23 protein-coding genes are annotated in these 14,504 nt (G+C 67.8%); 22 read left to right on the top strand and 1 reads right to left on the bottom strand.

Going from position 1 to position 14,504, the window contains the following annotated elements; all coding sequences use genetic code 11:
* Position 1 precedes the first annotated feature (1 nt).
* The 15 genes from rplP (at position 2) to map (ending at position 8,237) form a co-directional block, all read left to right on the top strand.
* On the top strand, positions 2-421 hold the full coding sequence (gene rplP / locus ACZZ9K_RS09545) for a 50S ribosomal protein L16 (protein ID WP_017885526.1): 420 nt from the start codon (positions 2-4) through the stop codon (positions 419-421).
* On the top strand, positions 421-741 hold the full coding sequence (gene rpmC / locus ACZZ9K_RS09540) for a 50S ribosomal protein L29 (protein WP_017885525.1): 321 nt from the start codon (positions 421-423) through the stop codon (positions 739-741). Before rplP ends, rpmC begins: the two co-directional genes overlap by 1 nt.
* Positions 741-1,025, top strand: coding sequence for a 30S ribosomal protein S17 (rpsQ, locus tag ACZZ9K_RS09535; protein ID WP_017885524.1), 285 nt, complete (start codon positions 741-743; stop codon positions 1,023-1,025). The genes rpmC and rpsQ overlap by 1 nt, the downstream gene beginning before the upstream one ends.
* Before the next feature lie 31 nt (positions 1,026-1,056).
* Complete coding sequence (rplN, locus tag ACZZ9K_RS09530; RefSeq protein ID WP_017885523.1) at positions 1,057-1,425, top strand: 50S ribosomal protein L14; 369 nt, start codon at positions 1,057-1,059, stop codon at positions 1,423-1,425.
* Between the two features lie 3 nt (positions 1,426-1,428).
* On the top strand, positions 1,429-1,788 hold the full coding sequence (gene rplX, locus ACZZ9K_RS09525) for a 50S ribosomal protein L24 (RefSeq protein WP_017885522.1): 360 nt from the start codon (positions 1,429-1,431) through the stop codon (positions 1,786-1,788).
* Complete coding sequence (rplE, locus tag ACZZ9K_RS09520; RefSeq protein ID WP_110859500.1) at positions 1,788-2,378, top strand: 50S ribosomal protein L5; 591 nt, start codon at positions 1,788-1,790, stop codon at positions 2,376-2,378. Before rplX ends, rplE begins: the two co-directional genes overlap by 1 nt.
* Positions 2,379-2,531: 153 nt before the next feature.
* Positions 2,532-2,930, top strand: coding sequence for a 30S ribosomal protein S8 (gene rpsH, locus ACZZ9K_RS09515; RefSeq protein WP_017885519.1), 399 nt, complete (start codon positions 2,532-2,534; stop codon positions 2,928-2,930).
* Between the two features lie 6 nt (positions 2,931-2,936).
* On the top strand, positions 2,937-3,473 hold the full coding sequence (gene rplF / locus ACZZ9K_RS09510; protein WP_017885518.1) for a 50S ribosomal protein L6: 537 nt from the start codon (positions 2,937-2,939) through the stop codon (positions 3,471-3,473).
* A 2-nt stretch (positions 3,474-3,475) separates the two neighbouring features.
* A complete protein-coding gene (gene rplR, locus ACZZ9K_RS09505; RefSeq protein ID WP_027466725.1) occupies positions 3,476-3,850 on the top strand; it encodes a 50S ribosomal protein L18 in 375 nt (124 codons plus the stop codon).
* Complete coding sequence (gene rpsE, locus ACZZ9K_RS09500) at positions 3,847-4,695, top strand: 30S ribosomal protein S5 (RefSeq protein WP_138802050.1); 849 nt, start codon at positions 3,847-3,849, stop codon at positions 4,693-4,695. Before rplR ends, rpsE begins: the two co-directional genes overlap by 4 nt.
* Positions 4,695-4,880 (top strand): 50S ribosomal protein L30, encoded by a 186-nt coding sequence (rpmD, locus tag ACZZ9K_RS09495; RefSeq protein WP_017885515.1) that lies wholly within the window; start codon positions 4,695-4,697, stop codon positions 4,878-4,880. Before rpsE ends, rpmD begins: the two co-directional genes overlap by 1 nt.
* Positions 4,877-5,341, top strand: a complete 465-nt coding sequence (gene rplO, locus ACZZ9K_RS09490) for a 50S ribosomal protein L15 (RefSeq protein ID WP_027466723.1) — start codon at positions 4,877-4,879, stop codon at positions 5,339-5,341. Before rpmD ends, rplO begins: the two co-directional genes overlap by 4 nt.
* A gap of 147 nt (positions 5,342-5,488) precedes the next feature.
* Positions 5,489-6,811 (top strand): preprotein translocase subunit SecY, encoded by a 1,323-nt coding sequence (secY, locus tag ACZZ9K_RS09485; RefSeq protein ID WP_027466722.1) that lies wholly within the window; start codon positions 5,489-5,491, stop codon positions 6,809-6,811.
* A complete protein-coding gene (locus ACZZ9K_RS09480) occupies positions 6,808-7,398 on the top strand; it encodes an adenylate kinase (protein WP_138802049.1) in 591 nt (196 codons plus the stop codon). Before secY ends, ACZZ9K_RS09480 begins: the two co-directional genes overlap by 4 nt.
* 59 nt (positions 7,399-7,457) lie before the next feature.
* A complete protein-coding gene (gene map, locus ACZZ9K_RS09475; protein WP_463444748.1) occupies positions 7,458-8,237 on the top strand; it encodes a type I methionyl aminopeptidase in 780 nt (259 codons plus the stop codon).
* Between the two features lie 160 nt (positions 8,238-8,397).
* On the opposite strand, the gene ACZZ9K_RS09470 is transcribed toward map, so the two are convergent.
* Positions 8,398-9,690, bottom strand: a complete 1,293-nt coding sequence (locus ACZZ9K_RS09470; RefSeq protein WP_138802048.1) for an LCP family protein — start codon at positions 9,688-9,690, stop codon at positions 8,398-8,400.
* Between the two features lie 294 nt (positions 9,691-9,984).
* Here ACZZ9K_RS09470 and infA point away from each other — a divergent pair, with 294 nt between their 5' ends.
* From infA to ACZZ9K_RS09435, 7 genes are all read left to right on the top strand, one after another.
* Entirely contained in the window at positions 9,985-10,206 is a 222-nt protein-coding gene (gene infA, locus ACZZ9K_RS09465) for a translation initiation factor IF-1 (protein ID WP_017885509.1), read from the top strand.
* Between the two features lie 70 nt (positions 10,207-10,276).
* Positions 10,277-10,393, top strand: coding sequence for a 50S ribosomal protein L36 (rpmJ, locus tag ACZZ9K_RS09460; RefSeq protein ID WP_022903266.1), 117 nt, complete (start codon positions 10,277-10,279; stop codon positions 10,391-10,393).
* A 186-nt stretch (positions 10,394-10,579) separates the two neighbouring features.
* A complete protein-coding gene (gene rpsM / locus ACZZ9K_RS09455; RefSeq protein WP_017885508.1) occupies positions 10,580-10,954 on the top strand; it encodes a 30S ribosomal protein S13 in 375 nt (124 codons plus the stop codon).
* A 9-nt stretch (positions 10,955-10,963) separates the two neighbouring features.
* A complete protein-coding gene (gene rpsK / locus ACZZ9K_RS09450; RefSeq protein WP_017885507.1) occupies positions 10,964-11,362 on the top strand; it encodes a 30S ribosomal protein S11 in 399 nt (132 codons plus the stop codon).
* Positions 11,363-11,567: 205 nt separating this feature from the next.
* On the top strand, positions 11,568-12,563 hold the full coding sequence (locus tag ACZZ9K_RS09445; RefSeq protein WP_017885506.1) for a DNA-directed RNA polymerase subunit alpha: 996 nt from the start codon (positions 11,568-11,570) through the stop codon (positions 12,561-12,563).
* 63 nt (positions 12,564-12,626) lie between these two features.
* Positions 12,627-13,205: a 50S ribosomal protein L17 gene (gene rplQ / locus ACZZ9K_RS09440; RefSeq protein ID WP_406882558.1), complete on the top strand. Its 579-nt coding sequence runs from the start codon at positions 12,627-12,629 to the stop codon at positions 13,203-13,205.
* 140 nt (positions 13,206-13,345) lie between these two features.
* On the top strand, positions 13,346-14,464 hold the full coding sequence (locus tag ACZZ9K_RS09435) for an FUSC family protein (RefSeq protein WP_232749186.1): 1,119 nt from the start codon (positions 13,346-13,348) through the stop codon (positions 14,462-14,464).
* Positions 14,465-14,504 lie beyond the last annotated feature (40 nt).

The raw sequence follows: 14,504 nt of genomic DNA, 5'->3' as shown, positions 1-14,504 counted from the left end.
CATGCTTATTCCCCGTCGAGTCAAGCACCGCAAGCAGCACCACCCGAAGCGTTCGGGTCAGGCAACCGGTGGTACCAAGGTCAGCTTCGGCGACTACGGCATCCAGGCCCTCACCCCGGCGTACGTGACCAACCGTCAGATCGAGTCCGCTCGTATCGCCATGACGCGTCACATCAAGCGTGGTGGCAAGGTCTGGATCAACATCTACCCGGACCGTCCGCTGACCAAGAAGCCCGCCGAGACCCGCATGGGTTCCGGTAAGGGTTCGCCCGAGTGGTGGGTCGCGAACGTGAAGCCGGGCCGGGTGCTCTTCGAGCTCTCCGGCGTCAGCGAGGAGATCGCCCGTGAGGCGTTGACTCGTGCAATCCACAAGCTGCCCCTCAAGGCACGCATCATCAAGCGCGAGGAGGGCGACGCATAATGGCGATCGGTTCCAAGGAGCTCCGTCCGACGGAGCTCGACACGTTCGAGAACGAGCGTCTCGCTGACGAGCTGAAGAAGGCCAAGGAGGAACTCTTCAACCTCCGCTTCCAGTCGGCCACCGGCCAGCTGGAGAGCCACGGTCGTCTCCGTGCCGTCAAGCGCGACATCGCCCGCATCTACACCGTCCTCCGCGAGCGCGAGCTCGGCATCCGTGCCACTCCCGCGCCCGTCGAGACCGCCCCCAAGGCCAAGAAGACGACGAAGAAGGCTGACAAGCCGGCCGAGTCGACCGAGGCCGAGACCGCCGAGGAGAAGTAATGGCGAACGAAGAGAAGAACTCCGCCGCCCTCACTCGCGGCTACCGCAAGACGCGTCGCGGCTACGTGACGAGCGACAAGATGGACAAGACCATCGTGGTCGAGGTCGAGGACCGCGTGAAGCACGCGCTCTACGGCAAGATCATCCGTCGCACGTCCAAGGTGAAGGCCCACGACGAGCTCGGCACCGCTGGTGTCGGCGACCTCGTCGTGATCAGCGAGACCCGTCCCCTCAGCGCGTCCAAGCGCTGGCGCCTGGTCGAGATCCTCGAGAAGGCCAAGTAGGCCTCGGCCTGCTTCGGAATAGGAGACAGCAGTGATTCAGCAGGAATCCCGCCTGAAGGTCGCCGACAACACGGGTGCCAAGGAGATCTTGACCATCCGCGTGCTCGGTGGCTCGGGTCGTCGCTACGCCGGCCTCGGTGACGTCATCGTCGCCACGGTGAAGGACGCCATCCCCGGCGGCAACGTGAAGAAGGGTGACGTCGTCAAGGCGGTCATCGTTCGCACCAAGAAGGAGACCCGTCGTCAGGACGGCTCCTACATCAAGTTCGACGAGAACGCGGCAGTGATCCTCAAGGCCGACGGCGACCCGCGCGGTACGCGCATCTTCGGTCCGGTCGGTCGCGAGCTCCGTGACAAGAAGTTCATGAAGATCATCTCGCTCGCGCCGGAGGTGCTGTAAGCCATGGCGAACATCAAGAAGGGTGACCTCGTCCAGGTCATCACGGGCGCGACGCAGGAGCGTGGCGGCGACCGTGGCAAGCAGGGCAAGGTCATCGAGGTCCTCAAGGACAAGAACCGCGTCGTCGTCGAGGGCGTGAACTTCGTCACGAAGCACGTCCGCGTCGGTCAGACGCAGCGTGGTTCGAAGACCGGTGGCATCGAGCAGCACGAAGCCTCGATCCACGTCTCGAACGTCGCACTCGTCGACCCGAAGACGAAGAAGCCGACGCGTGTCGGCTTCCGCACCGAAGAGGTGGAGAAGGACGGCGTCAAGAAGACCGTCCGTGTCCGCTACGCGAAGAAGTCTGGTGAGAAGCTCTGATGACTGACACGACTGCTGCGCCCGCTGGCAAGATCCAGCCGCGCCTCAAGCAGAAGTACCTGGCCGAGATCAAGTCGGCCCTCACCGAGCAGTTCGGTTACGCGAACGTCAACCAGGTCCCCGGCCTGGTCAAGGTCGTCGTGAACACCGGTGTCGGCGAGGCCGCTCGTGACTCCAAGATCATCGAGGGGGCCATCAAGGACCTCACGGCGATCACGGGTCAGAAGCCCCAGGTCAACATCGCCCGCAAGTCCATCGCACAGTTCAAGCTGCGCGAGGGCCAGGCCATCGGCGCGCACGTCACCCTCCGCGGTGACCGCGCGTGGGAGTTCCTCGACCGCCTGGTGACGCTCGCACTGCCCCGCATCCGCGACTTCCGCGGTCTCAGCGACAAGCAGTTCGACGGCAACGGCAACTACACGTTCGGTCTCACGGAGCAGTCCGTGTTCCACGAGATCGACCAGGACCGCATCGACCGTGTCCGCGGCTTCGACATCACTGTCGTGACCACCGCGAAGACGGACGACGAGGGACGCGCGCTGCTCCGTCAGCTCGGCTTCCCGTTCCGCTCCAACGAGCAGACGGTCTAAACTACTTCGGGCGGTGCGGGCCGGAGGATTCACGTCCTCCGGCCCGCACGCACGAACACACCGATCTCGGGGAACCGCCCCGGGATCACTCGATCGCTCAGGTCGGCATTCGTGGAACGGGTGTCGAAACCAGGCGAGAAATGGACGAACATCATGACGATGACCGATCCGGTCGCAGACATGCTGACCAGATTGCGGAACGCGAACTCCGCGCACCACGACGCAGTCGCGCTCCCGAGCTCCAAGCTCAAGAAGAACATCGCCGACATCCTCAAGCGTGAGGGCTACATCAGCGAGTGGAAGGTGGAGGACGCCCGAGTCGGGCAGACCCTCACCATCGACCTGAAGTACGGCCCCGAGCGCGAGCGTTCGATCGCCGGCATCAAGCGCGTCTCGAAGCCGGGCCTCCGGGTCTACGCGAAGTCGACGGAGATCCCCCAGGTCCTCGGTGGCCTCGGCGTGGCGATCCTCTCGACCTCCTCCGGCCTCCTGACCGACCGCGAAGCCGAGCAGAAGGGCGTGGGTGGGGAAGTCCTCGCCTACGTGTGGTGATCGACAATGTCACGAATCGGACGTCTCCCCATCGACATCCCCGCCGGCGTCACCGTCTCCGTTGACGGTCAGAACGTGGCGGTCAAGGGCCCGAAGGGCGAGCTCGCGCTCGTCATCGCGGAGCCCATCCAGGCCAAGGTCGAGGAGAACCAGGTCCTCGTCACCCGTCCGGACGACGAGCGCGAGTCGCGTTCGCTCCACGGACTGACCCGGACCCTCATCGCCAACAACATCATCGGCGTGACCCAGGGCTACACCAAGGGCCTCGAGGTCGTCGGCACCGGTTACCGTGTCGCGGCCAAGGGCTCGAACCTCGAGTTCGCGCTCGGGTACTCCCACTCGATCACGGTCGAGCCGCCGGCGGGCATCAGCTTCGCGGTGGAGGGCAACAACAAGGTCACCGTCGCCGGTATCGACAAGCAGGCTGTCGGCGAGGTCGCCGCGAACATCCGGAAGCTCCGGAAGCCCGAGCCCTACAAGGGCAAGGGTGTCCGTTACGCCGGCGAGAACGTGCGCCGCAAGGCCGGAAAGTCAGGTAAGTGATCATGGGACTCCTCAAGACACGAGGCAAGAGCAAGGCGGCCGCCAAGGCGCGTCGTCACAACCGTCTCCGCAAGAAGATCACCGGCACCGAGGCTCGTCCCCGTCTCGCCGTCACCCGCTCGTCGCGTCACGTGTTCGTGCAGGTCATCGACGACTCGAAGGGTCACACCCTCGCCAGCGCCTCGACGATGGAGGCAGACCTCCGCTCGTTCGACGGCGACAAGACCGCCAAGGCCCGTCGCGTCGGTGAGCTCCTCGCCGAGCGCGCGAAGTCGGCTGGCGTCGAGGCCGTGGTCTTCGACCGCGGTGGCAGCAAGTACGCCGGTCGCGTCGCCGCGATCGCCGATGGTGCCCGTGAAGGAGGGCTGAACCTGTGAGCGACAACGCGAACACCAACGAAGACGCCAAGACCGAGGCCGTCGAGGCCGCGGAGACCGAGGCAGTCGAGACCACGGAGACCACCGAGGCGAGCACGGAGGCCACGGCCACCGAGGCAACCGCCGAGGCGACCACCGAGGGCGCCAAGACCGGCAAGGAGGCGGAGGCACCTGCCGTCGCCGAGCGTCCGGTCGAGACCGCCGCGGGCTCCGCGTCCAACAACCGCGACTCCGCGGACAACCGTGGCCGTCGTGGTGGCGGTCGTGACCGTCAGCAGGGCCGCGACCGCAACAACCGCGGTGGCGACAGCCAGTTCCTCGAGCGCGTGGTGACCATCAACCGCGTCTCGAAGGTCGTCAAGGGTGGTCGTCGCTTCAGCTTCACGGCGCTCGTCGTCGTCGGTGACGGCAACGGCCTCGTGGGCGTCGGCTACGGCAAGGCCAAGGAGGTCCCCACGGCGATCTCCAAGGGTGTCGAAGAGGCGAAGAAGAACTTCTTCCGCGTCCCCCGCGTCGGCAACACGATCCCGCACCCGGTGCAGGGTGAAGCCGCCGCTGGCGTCGTCCTCCTGCGTCCGGCCGGCCCCGGTACCGGTGTCATCGCCGGTGGTCCGGTCCGCGCCGTGCTCGAGTGCGCCGGCATCCACGACGTCCTGAGCAAGTCGCTCGGCTCGTCGAACACCATCAACATCGTGCACGCGACCGTCGAGGCTCTGAAGCAGCTCGAGGAGCCCCGCGCCGTCGCCAGCCGTCGTGGCCTCGACGTCGAGCGGGTCGTCCCGGCCCGTCTGCTCCAGGCCGAGGCCGCAGCCCTGCGTGCCGCGACCGAGAAGGCAGGTGCGTGATGGCGATGCTGAAGATCACGCAGATCAAGTCCGTTATCAGCGAGAAGCAGTACCAGCGCGACACCCTGCGCAGCCTGGGCCTCAAGCGCATCGGCCGTTCGGTCGAGCGTGAGGACAACTCCCAGAACCGCGGGTACATCGCGACGGTGGCGCACCTCGTGAAGGTCGAGGAGGTCGACGCATGAGCGACGAGAAGAACGAGCGCGTGCAGGTGCTGAAGCTGCACCACCTCCGTCCCGCAGAGGGCGCCAAGAAGGACCGCACCCGTGTGGGTCGCGGTGAGGGCTCGAAGGGCAAGACCGCTGGGCGTGGTACCAAGGGCACGAAGGCCCGTTACCAGGTCCGGGTCGGCTTCGAGGGTGGGCAGATGCCGCTGCACATGCGCACCCCGAAGCTCCGCGGGTTCAAGAACCCGTTCCGGGTCGAGTACCAGGTCGTGAACCTGGACAAGATCTCGGAGCTCTACCCCGACGGTGGCGACGTCACCGTTGCGGGCCTGGTCGCCAAGGGCGCCGTCCGCAAGAACGAGAAGGTCAAGGTTCTCGGTCAGGGTGACATCACCGTGAAGATCACGGTCACGGTCGACAAGGTCTCGGCGTCCGCCGCCGAGAAGATCGTGGCTGCTGGCGGCACCGTCTCCCAGTAACCCCCGTCGGCGGCCCGTGCGTTTGCGCACGGGCCGCCGTTACGGTTTCCTTGACAGTGGCCGGCATCCGCCGGCCAGGTCGGCCCTGCCGACCGAAACCGGTCCGGCCGCGATCGACGGCCCCGGTCCCACAAGTTCGGAGTCATCGTGTTCAGAGCGGTCGCGCGCATCATGCGCACCCCTGATCTTCGCAAGAAGATCGGCTTCACCCTCGCGATCATCGCGCTGTTCCGTCTCGGGTCGTACATCCCGGCACCGTTCGTCGACTACGCCGCCGTGCAGAGCTGTCTCGCCAGCGCGTCGTCCTCCGGCGGTCTCTACGACCTCATCAACCTCTTCTCCGGCGGCGCGCTGCTGAAGCTCTCGGTCTTCGCGCTCGGCATCATGCCGTACATCACGTCGTCGATCATCGTGCAGCTCCTGCGTGTGGTCATCCCGCACTTCGACACCCTCTACAAGGAGGGCCAGTCGGGCCAGGCGAAGCTGACGCAGTACACGCGCTACCTCACGATCGCGCTCGGTGTCCTGCAGTCCACGACGCTGATCACGGTCGCTCGCTCCGGCGCCCTGTTCGGCACCAACGCCTCCGCGTCCTGCACCTCGATCATCTCGAACGACAGCTGGTACGCCATCATGCTGATGGTCGTCACGCTGACCGCCGGCACCGGCCTCATCATGTGGATGGGCGAGCTCGTCACCGAGCGCGGCATCGGCAACGGCATGTCGCTCCTGATCTTCACGTCGATCGCGGCGCAGTTCCCGTCGGCGCTCTGGGCGATCGAGCAGTCGCAGTCGTTCGAGCTCTTCCTGTTCGTGATCCTGGTCGGACTCGTGATCATGATGGCCGTCGTGTTCGTCGAGCAGTCACAGCGGCGGATCCCCGTGCAGTACGCCAAGCGCATGGTCGGGCGGCGGACGTACGGCGGCAACAACACCTACATCCCGATCAAGGTGAACATGGCCGGCGTCGTGCCCGTCATCTTCGCCTCGTCGCTGCTGTACCTGCCGGCTCTGATCGCGCAGTTCAACCAGCCCTCGGACGGCTCCGAGCCGGCCGCGTGGGTGACCTGGATCCAGAACAACCTGACCTCGGGTGACAACTGGTTCTACATGGTCCTGTACTTCCTGCTCATCGTCGGGTTCACGTACTTCTACGTGGCGATCACCTTCAACCCCGAAGAGGTCGCCGACAACATGAAGAAGTACGGCGGGTTCATCCCCGGCATCCGTGCCGGTCGTCCGACCGCCGAGTACCTCGACTACGTCCTCACCCGGGTGACGCTGCCCGGCTCGCTCTACCTCGGTCTCATCGCGCTCATCCCGCTGGCAGCACTGGCGCTGTTCGGCGCGAACCAGAACTTCCCGTTCGGTGGCGCGAGCATCCTCATCATCGTGGGTGTCGGTCTCGAAACCGTGAAGCAGATCGACTCGCAGCTGCAGCAGCGTCACTACGAAGGGCTTCTCCGTTGAGCGCACGTCTCATCATCGTCGGACCTCCCGGAGCCGGGAAGGGCACCCAGGCCGGCCGAATCGCTGACTCCCTCGGGATCCCCGCGATCTCGACCGGGGACATCTTCCGCAAGAACGTGGCAGAGGGCACGCCCCTCGGCGTGCAGGCGAAGGCGATCATGGACGCCGGCGACTACGTGCCGGACTCCCTGACGAACGAGCTCGTGAAGTCCCGCCTGCAGGAGTCCGATGCCGAGCACGGGTTCCTGCTGGACGGGTACCCGCGCACGGTCGGCCAGGTCGAGTACCTCGACGCGCTGCTCGCCGAGCAGGGCACCGGGATCGACGCCGTCGTGCAGCTCGTCGCCGACCAGGACGAGCTCGTCGGCCGCCTGCTCAAGCGTGCCGAGGACCAGGGCCGCAGCGACGACAACGAGGAGACGATCCGTCGTCGTCAGCAGGTGTACGCCGAGCAGACGGCGCCCATCGTGGCGGCGTACGGCGAACGTGGCCTGGTGGTCGACGTCGACGGCCTCGGCGCGATCGACGAGGTCGGCGACCGCATCCAGACGGCACTGGCGGGCCGCGGGCTCTCCGCGACCGTCTGACGAGCGTGGTGCGGTTCAAGAAGCCCTCGATCTACAAGACCCCGGACGAGCTCCGGGCGATGGTCCGGCCGGGTCTGCTGACCGCCGAGGCGCTCGACGCCGTCCGTGCAGCGATACGCCCGGGCATCACCACCGGTGAACTCGACGCGATCGCCGAGCGCACCATCCGTGACGGCGGTGGGATCCCGAACTTCCAGCTCGTGCCCGGCTACCGCCACACGCTGTGCGTGTCCGTGAACGACGAGATCGTGCACGGGATCCCCGGAGAGCGCGTGCTCGCGCCCGGGGACATCGTGTCGGTGGACGCCGGCGCCGAGGTCGACGGCTGGAACGGCGACAGCGCGTTCACGACCGTCGTGCCCGGTGGCGACGCCACGGTCACCGCAGCGCGGCAGACGCTCTGCGACACGACCGAGCGGTCGCTGTGGCACGGCATCGCCGCGCTCGCCCACGCGAAGAACCTGCACGAGGTCGGCTCCGCCGTGGAAGACGCGATCGACGAGACCGGCGCGTGGGGCATCGTCGAGGACTACACCGGTCACGGCATCGGTCGGTCGATGCACGAGGACCCGCCGGTCTTCAACTACCGCGTCCGTGGCGCCGGCCCTGCCGTCAAGCCGGGGCTGGTGATCGCCATCGAACCGATGGTCACGGCCGGCGCGATCGACAGCTCGACCGACGACGACGACTGGACCGTCCGCACGCTCGACGGCTCGGACGCCGCGCACTGGGAGCACAGCGTCGCGGTGCACGCGGCCGGTGTCTGGGTGCTCACGGCCGCCGACGGCGGCGCTCGGGGCCTGGCCCCGCTGGGTGTGACGCCCGTCCCGATCCCGTAGGACGGGCCTCCGGTCCGGATCCGGTGTCCACGACCGGCGCACCTGCGCGACGCGCGCACCTGCGCGACGCAACGGCCGGGAGGCCCGGCTGACGTCCGACGTGTCGCCCTGGTCGCGTGGACCCACCCGACCAGTGCCGGACGGACGCCGTGGCGTCGGGTCAGTTGCCGACGGAGCAGGTCTCCTCGGAGGCGCTCTGCCCGGTGATCGACGAGGGCAGCGGCGTCGCCGACGTGGTCGGCGTCCGAGTGGCGGTCGCGCTCGGCGTGGCTGACGGCGTGCCGGCGGACGACGAGGTCCCGGTCGAACCCGTTGTGCCGGACGACCCGGTGCCGGTCGATGTCCCGCCGCTCGACGTCCCGCCGCTCGACGGCGACTCCTCGGACGCGCGACCGGTGCTCGAGTCGCTCAGCGAGGACCGGACGTCGTTCTGCAGTGCCACGTTCAGGGTGTGGGCCGTCTCCTGGTCGACGATCACGCGGGCGCTGTCGTCGGGGTCGTCGGCCACCGGGTACTGCACGAAGAGCATGTTGGCGGTGCTCATCCCACGCAGTGCCGCGGCGAGCTTGACCAGGGTGCCGGTCTGGGCCAGGCCGTCGGACAGCGTCATGTTGGACAGGGCGGCACCGGCCAGCTTGTAGAGCGTGATCGGGTTCGAGAGCGTGCCGTCCGAGGTGACCTTGCGGAGGAGCGCCGACAGGAACACCTGCTGCGAGCTGATGCGGGCGAGGTCGCTGCCGTCGCCGACCCCGTGGCGGGTGCGCAGGAAGGCGAGGGCGTCCGAGCCCTCGAGGGAGTGTGAACCCGTCGTGAGGTGCAGACCGGTGAACGTGTCGTCGATCGGCTCGGCGACGCAGACGTCCACGCCGCCGAGGGCGTTGGACATCTCGATGACGCCGTCGAAGGTGATGAGCCCGGCGTAGGGGATGCTCAGGCCGGTGAGGTTCTCGACCGTGTCCACGACGCAGGAGACACCGCCGTTGCCGAGCGCGGTGTTGAACATCGCCGAGGTGGACGCGGGGTAGGTCGTGCCGGTCGCGGGGTTGGTGCAGGCCGGGATCGGGACCATCAGGTCACGGGGGAAGCTGACCGCGGTGAGCTGCTGGTGGTCCGCCGAGATGTGGATGAGCATCGTGACGTCGTTGCGGGCGCCCTCGACGTCCTCGTCGGAGTCGAACTGGCCGACCCGGGTGTCGCTGCCGATGAGCAGGATGTTCGCCCCGCCCTTGATCGCGGAGATGTCCGCGGTCTTGGCGGTGCTCTGGTCGTCGGTGCTCAGTGCGACGGTCTGCGGGGCGGTGGCGAGCTGCGCCCCGGCGATCGCGGCGACGCTGGTGCCGCTGACGAGCAGGACGGCGACGGTGGCTGCGACGACGGTGACGAGCGTGCCCCAACCCCGGCGACGGGCCTGCTTGCCGTGGCTGGCGAAGGGGCGTCGGGTGGCGTCGGGCACGTGTTCTCCGTTCGGTGGTCCGGCGCGAGCTGCTGGTGCGACGGACGGGGCTGCGGAGCAAAACTACGGTTCGCGCGCAAGTGCGCGCCCGGAGCGCGCCGTCAAACCACTGTGGAACGCTCAGGCACGGCTCCGGAAGCCCCAGACGTGGGGTGTTCCGCGTCCCCACTTGGCAATTGCGGGTTTACCACATAAGATCGATCTTTGGTGTGTCATGCCCTCTCGGGTGTGGCGACCGACCCGCAGACCGGTTCGGGGATCACACCTGTTCCACAACCAAGCGACAGTGAGGCTATGGCCAAGAAAGACGGCGTCATCGAGATCGAAGGCTCGGTGCTCGAAGCTCTGCCCAACGCGATGTTCCGCGTTGAGCTGACGAACGGACACAAGGTCCTCGCGCACATCTCCGGGAAGATGCGCCAGCACTACATCCGCATCCTCCCCGAGGACCGCGTGATCGTGGAGCTGAGCCCGTACGACCTGACCCGCGGCCGGATCGTCTACCGCTACAAGTGATCCGCGAGCTGGAAAGGAACGGCACGGCAATCCTGCCGAGCACGAAGCCAGCGAGCACGAGGAAAGAACCATGAAGGTCAACCCCAGCGTCAAGCCCATCTGCGAACACTGCCGTGTGATTCGCCGCAAGGGCCGCGTCATGGTGATCTGCAAGAGCAACCCGCGTCACAAGCAGCGCCAGGGCTAGTCCCGGGCGCGTGACCGGCGCCGACGGTGTCCCTCGGACACCAGGCTGCTCGAGCACGACCCACAACTGAAGATCGACAACGCAGTACCAGAACCCGGTCGCACGACGGCCGGGGGACACCTCGGGGCGGAGGCCCGAGCACCGGTACTGCGCCACACCTCCATCGACAACAGGAGCAGCCATCACATGGCACGTCTAGCAGGCGTCGACATCCCGCGCGAGAAGCGCGTGGAGATCGCACTCACGTACATCTACGGCGTCGGCCGTACCCGCGCCGTCCAGGCACTGACGGAGACCGGTATCTCCGGTGACATCCGCGTCAAGGACCTGACCGACGACCAGCTCGTCGCCCTCCGTGACTTCATCGAGGGCAACTTCAAGGTCGAGGGTGACCTCCGCCGTGAGGTCGCCGCCGACATCCGCCGCAAGGTCGAGATCGGCAGCTACGAGGGTCTCCGCCACCGTCGTGGTCTCCCGGTGCGCGGTCAGCGCACCAAGACCAACGCTCGTACCCGCAAGGGACCGAAGCGCACCGTGGCAGGCAAGAAGAAGGCTCGATAGGAGACCCCGATGGCTACCCCCAAGACTGCCGCGCGCAAGCCGCGCCGCAAGGAGAAGAAGAACGTCGCTGTGGGCCAGGCCCACATCAAGAGCACGTTCAACAACACGATCGTCAGCATCACCGACCCGTCGGGTGCCGTCCTCAGCTGGGCGTCCTCGGGTGCCGTGGGCTTCAAGGGTTCGCGCAAGTCGACGCCGTTCGCGGCGCAGCTCGCCGCCGAGTCCGCTGCGCGTCAGGCGCAGGAGCACGGCGTCAAGAAGGTCGACGTCTTCGTGAAGGGCCCGGGTTCGGGTCGCGAGACCGCGATCCGCTCCCTCCAGGCCGCTGGCCTCGAGGTCGGCTCGATCAACGACGTCACGCCGCAGGCGCACAACGGGTGCCGCCCGCCCAAGCGCCGTCGCGTCTGACGCGAGGAGCAACCGGCCGCGCCCTGCTCGTCCCCTGACCGGATCCGTTCCGGCGAGGGCGGGCAGGGCCCGCGGCCATTCCTGGTCGTTCGATCGCGCACGTGTGTGCGCGTGATCACAACTCAACAGACCCGTCGGGGCCCATGCGGCCCCGTCGTACCGCCAAGTGTCATATAGCGGACACTTCGCCGAAAGGAATCCCACAGTGCTCATTGCACAGCGCCCCACCCTGACCGAGGAGCCGATCTCCGAGCACCGCTCGCGCTTCGTCATCGAGCCGCTCGAGCCGGGCTTCGGTTACACCCTCGGCAACTCGCTGCGCCGCACGCTCCTCTCCTCGATCCCCGGCGCGGCTGTCACCAGCATCCGCATCGACGGCGTCCTCCACGAGTTCAGCACCGTTCCCGGTGTCAAGGAAGACGTCACCGAGATCATCCTCAACATCAAGAGCCTGGTCGTCTCCAGCGAGCACGACGAGCCCATCACGGCGTACCTGCGGAAGCAGGGTGCCGGTCAGGTCACCGCAGCGGACATCTCCGCTCCGGCCGGCGTCGAGATCCACAACCCGGAACTCGTCATCGCGACCCTGAACGACACCGCGCGCTTCGAGCTCGAGCTCACGATCGAGCGTGGCCGTGGCTACGTCTCGGCGACGCAGAACCGTTCCGAGTTCAGCGAAGCCGGTCAGATCCCGATCGACTCGATCTACTCGCCGGTCCTCAAGGTCACCTACCGCGTCGAGGCGACGCGTGCCGGTGAGCGCACGGACTTCGACCGCCTGGTCGTCGACGTCGAGGCGAAGCCGGCCATCACGCCGCGCGACGCCATCGCGTCGGCCGGTCGCACGCTGGTCGAGCTGTTCGGGCTCGCTCGCGAGCTCAACACGGCGGCCGAGGGCATCGAGATCGGCCCCGCGCCGGTCGACGCCGTGCTCTCGAACGAACTGCAGACCCCGATCGAGGACCTCGACCTGTCGGTCCGCAGCTACAACTGCCTGAAGCGGGAGGGCATCAACACGGTGTCCGAGCTCGTCGCCCTGTCGGAGACGCAGCTCATGAACATCCGCAACTTCGGTCAGAAGTCGGTGGACGAGGTCAAGGACAAGCTCACCGAGCTCGGCCTGTCCCTCAAGGACACCGTCCCCGGATTCGACGGCGCCCACTTCTACAGCGGGTACGACGAGGACGAGTCCAACAACTGACCTCGCGCTCACGCGCAAGCGCGCTGACACCGCGCGCACAACTTTCACCACTGGAGAACTGACATGCCGAAGCCCACCAAGGGCCCCCGCCTCGGTGGCGGTCCCGCCCACGAGCGCCTGCTCCTGAGCAACCTCGCCAACGCCCTCTTCACGCACGGTCGCATCACGACCACCGAGACGAAGGCCAAGCGCCTCCGTCCGGTCGCCGAGCGTCTCATCACGTTCGCGAAGCGCGGCGACCTGCACGCGCGTCGTCGTGTGATCAGCATCCTGCGCGACAAGTCCGTCGTGCACACGCTGTTCACCGAGATCGCCCCCCAGGTCGAGGACCGCCAGGGCGGTTACACCCGCATCACGAAGCTCGGCTTCCGCAAGGGCGACAACGCCCCGCTGGCGTCGATCGAGCTCGTCCTCGAGCCCGTCTCGAGCACGCCCGCTCCGGTCAAGCGCAACTCGGCTCCGGCCGCTGCTGCCGCCCCGGTCGACGAGCCCGCCGCCGACGAGACCACCGAGGAGGCCCCGGTCGAGGAGACCGAGACCACCGAGGAGTCCGCACCGGTCGAGGCCGAGTCCGAGTCCGAGGCTGCTGCCGAGGTCGAGGCCGACGCCGCCGAGAAGTCGGACGACGCCGACACCAAGTAGTCCGGTGCCCTCCGGGGCGCTGCACCACCACGAGGAAGCCCCCGCGACCCAGGTCGCGGGGGCTTCCTCGCGTCCGAGGCTGGTCACGGGCACGGACGGCTCGGCGTAACGTCCCCGGCCGGGTGCGAGGGAAGGAAGACATGGCGTTCCAGCACGTTGCGGGTCTGGGGACGAGGGTCTGGCGGTGGAGCCGGACCTCGGGCACGCAGCCGCGCCTGCTGCACGCCGGCAAGGCCGCTGCCGCTGCCGTGATCGCCTGGTTCGTGGCGCGGCACATCCCGGGCGTCGCGGCCGAGTACCCGTACTACGCACCACTCGGTGCCGTCGTCGCGATGCAGACCACGGTGTTCGCCGGCATCCGGAGCGGTGTGCAGACCCTGGTCGGGATCGCCCTCGGCATCCTCATCGCCGCGTTCACGATGTGGGTCGGCGACCCCGGCTTCCTCGCGATCGCGCTCGCGGTCGGTGTCGGGGTGCTGGTCGGCGGGTTCCGCGTGCTGGGGGAGGGCAGCTCGTGGGTGTCCACCGCGGCGCTCTTCGTGCTGCTCGTCGGTGGCGCGAACGCCGAGGGCTACTCGCTCGGCTACCTCGTGCAGATGGCCGTGGGGGTCGTTATCGGACTGTTGGTCAACTTCCTGGTGTTCCCGCCGCTGCACTTCTGGGACGCCGAACACCGCATCGACGCGGTGAACGGCGTGCTGGCGGACCACCTCGACGGGCTGGCAGCCGTGCTCGAGGAGGGCAAGCGCGACGAGAAGGCGTGGGACCACCAGCAGGACCGCCTGGACCGCGCGATCGCGGACGTGCGGTCGCGGGTGGCGATCGCGCACGAGAGCCGCCGGCTCAACCCCCGTGGTGCACTGCGTGGGTCGCGAGCGCGGCTCCAGAAGGACGGCGGACGCTTCCGGGCCCTGGAACGGGTCGCCTGGTACACGACCGACCTCACCGAGCTCGTGGCCCGCTCCGGCCCGGTGTCCGAGGGCGTCGGGCGTCCGGACCCCGCGTTCGCCACCCCCATCGCCGAGGCGCTGCGGAAGATCGCCAGCACGATCCGCGGCGACTCCCCGGAGGACCAGGCCGAAGAGGCCATCGCACGACTCGAGGCAGCGCTCGACGCGTCGCGTGAGAACCCCTCCCACGTCGCGGTCACCTCGGCCGCGCTCGTCGCCCTGCGGGGGATCGTCGAGTCCGAGCGACGCGCCACCGACGACCTCGACACCCGGACCGGTCCGTCGGCGTTCGGCCGTCCGCGCGGCTGAGCGGGTGCGGGCGGCCGCCGTCCGGCAGATCCAGCGCGGG

This window comes from Curtobacterium sp. AC268, from assembly GCF_979258745.1.
Note: the sequence above shows the minus strand (reverse complement) of the source record. Positions and strands in the feature narration are given on the sequence as shown.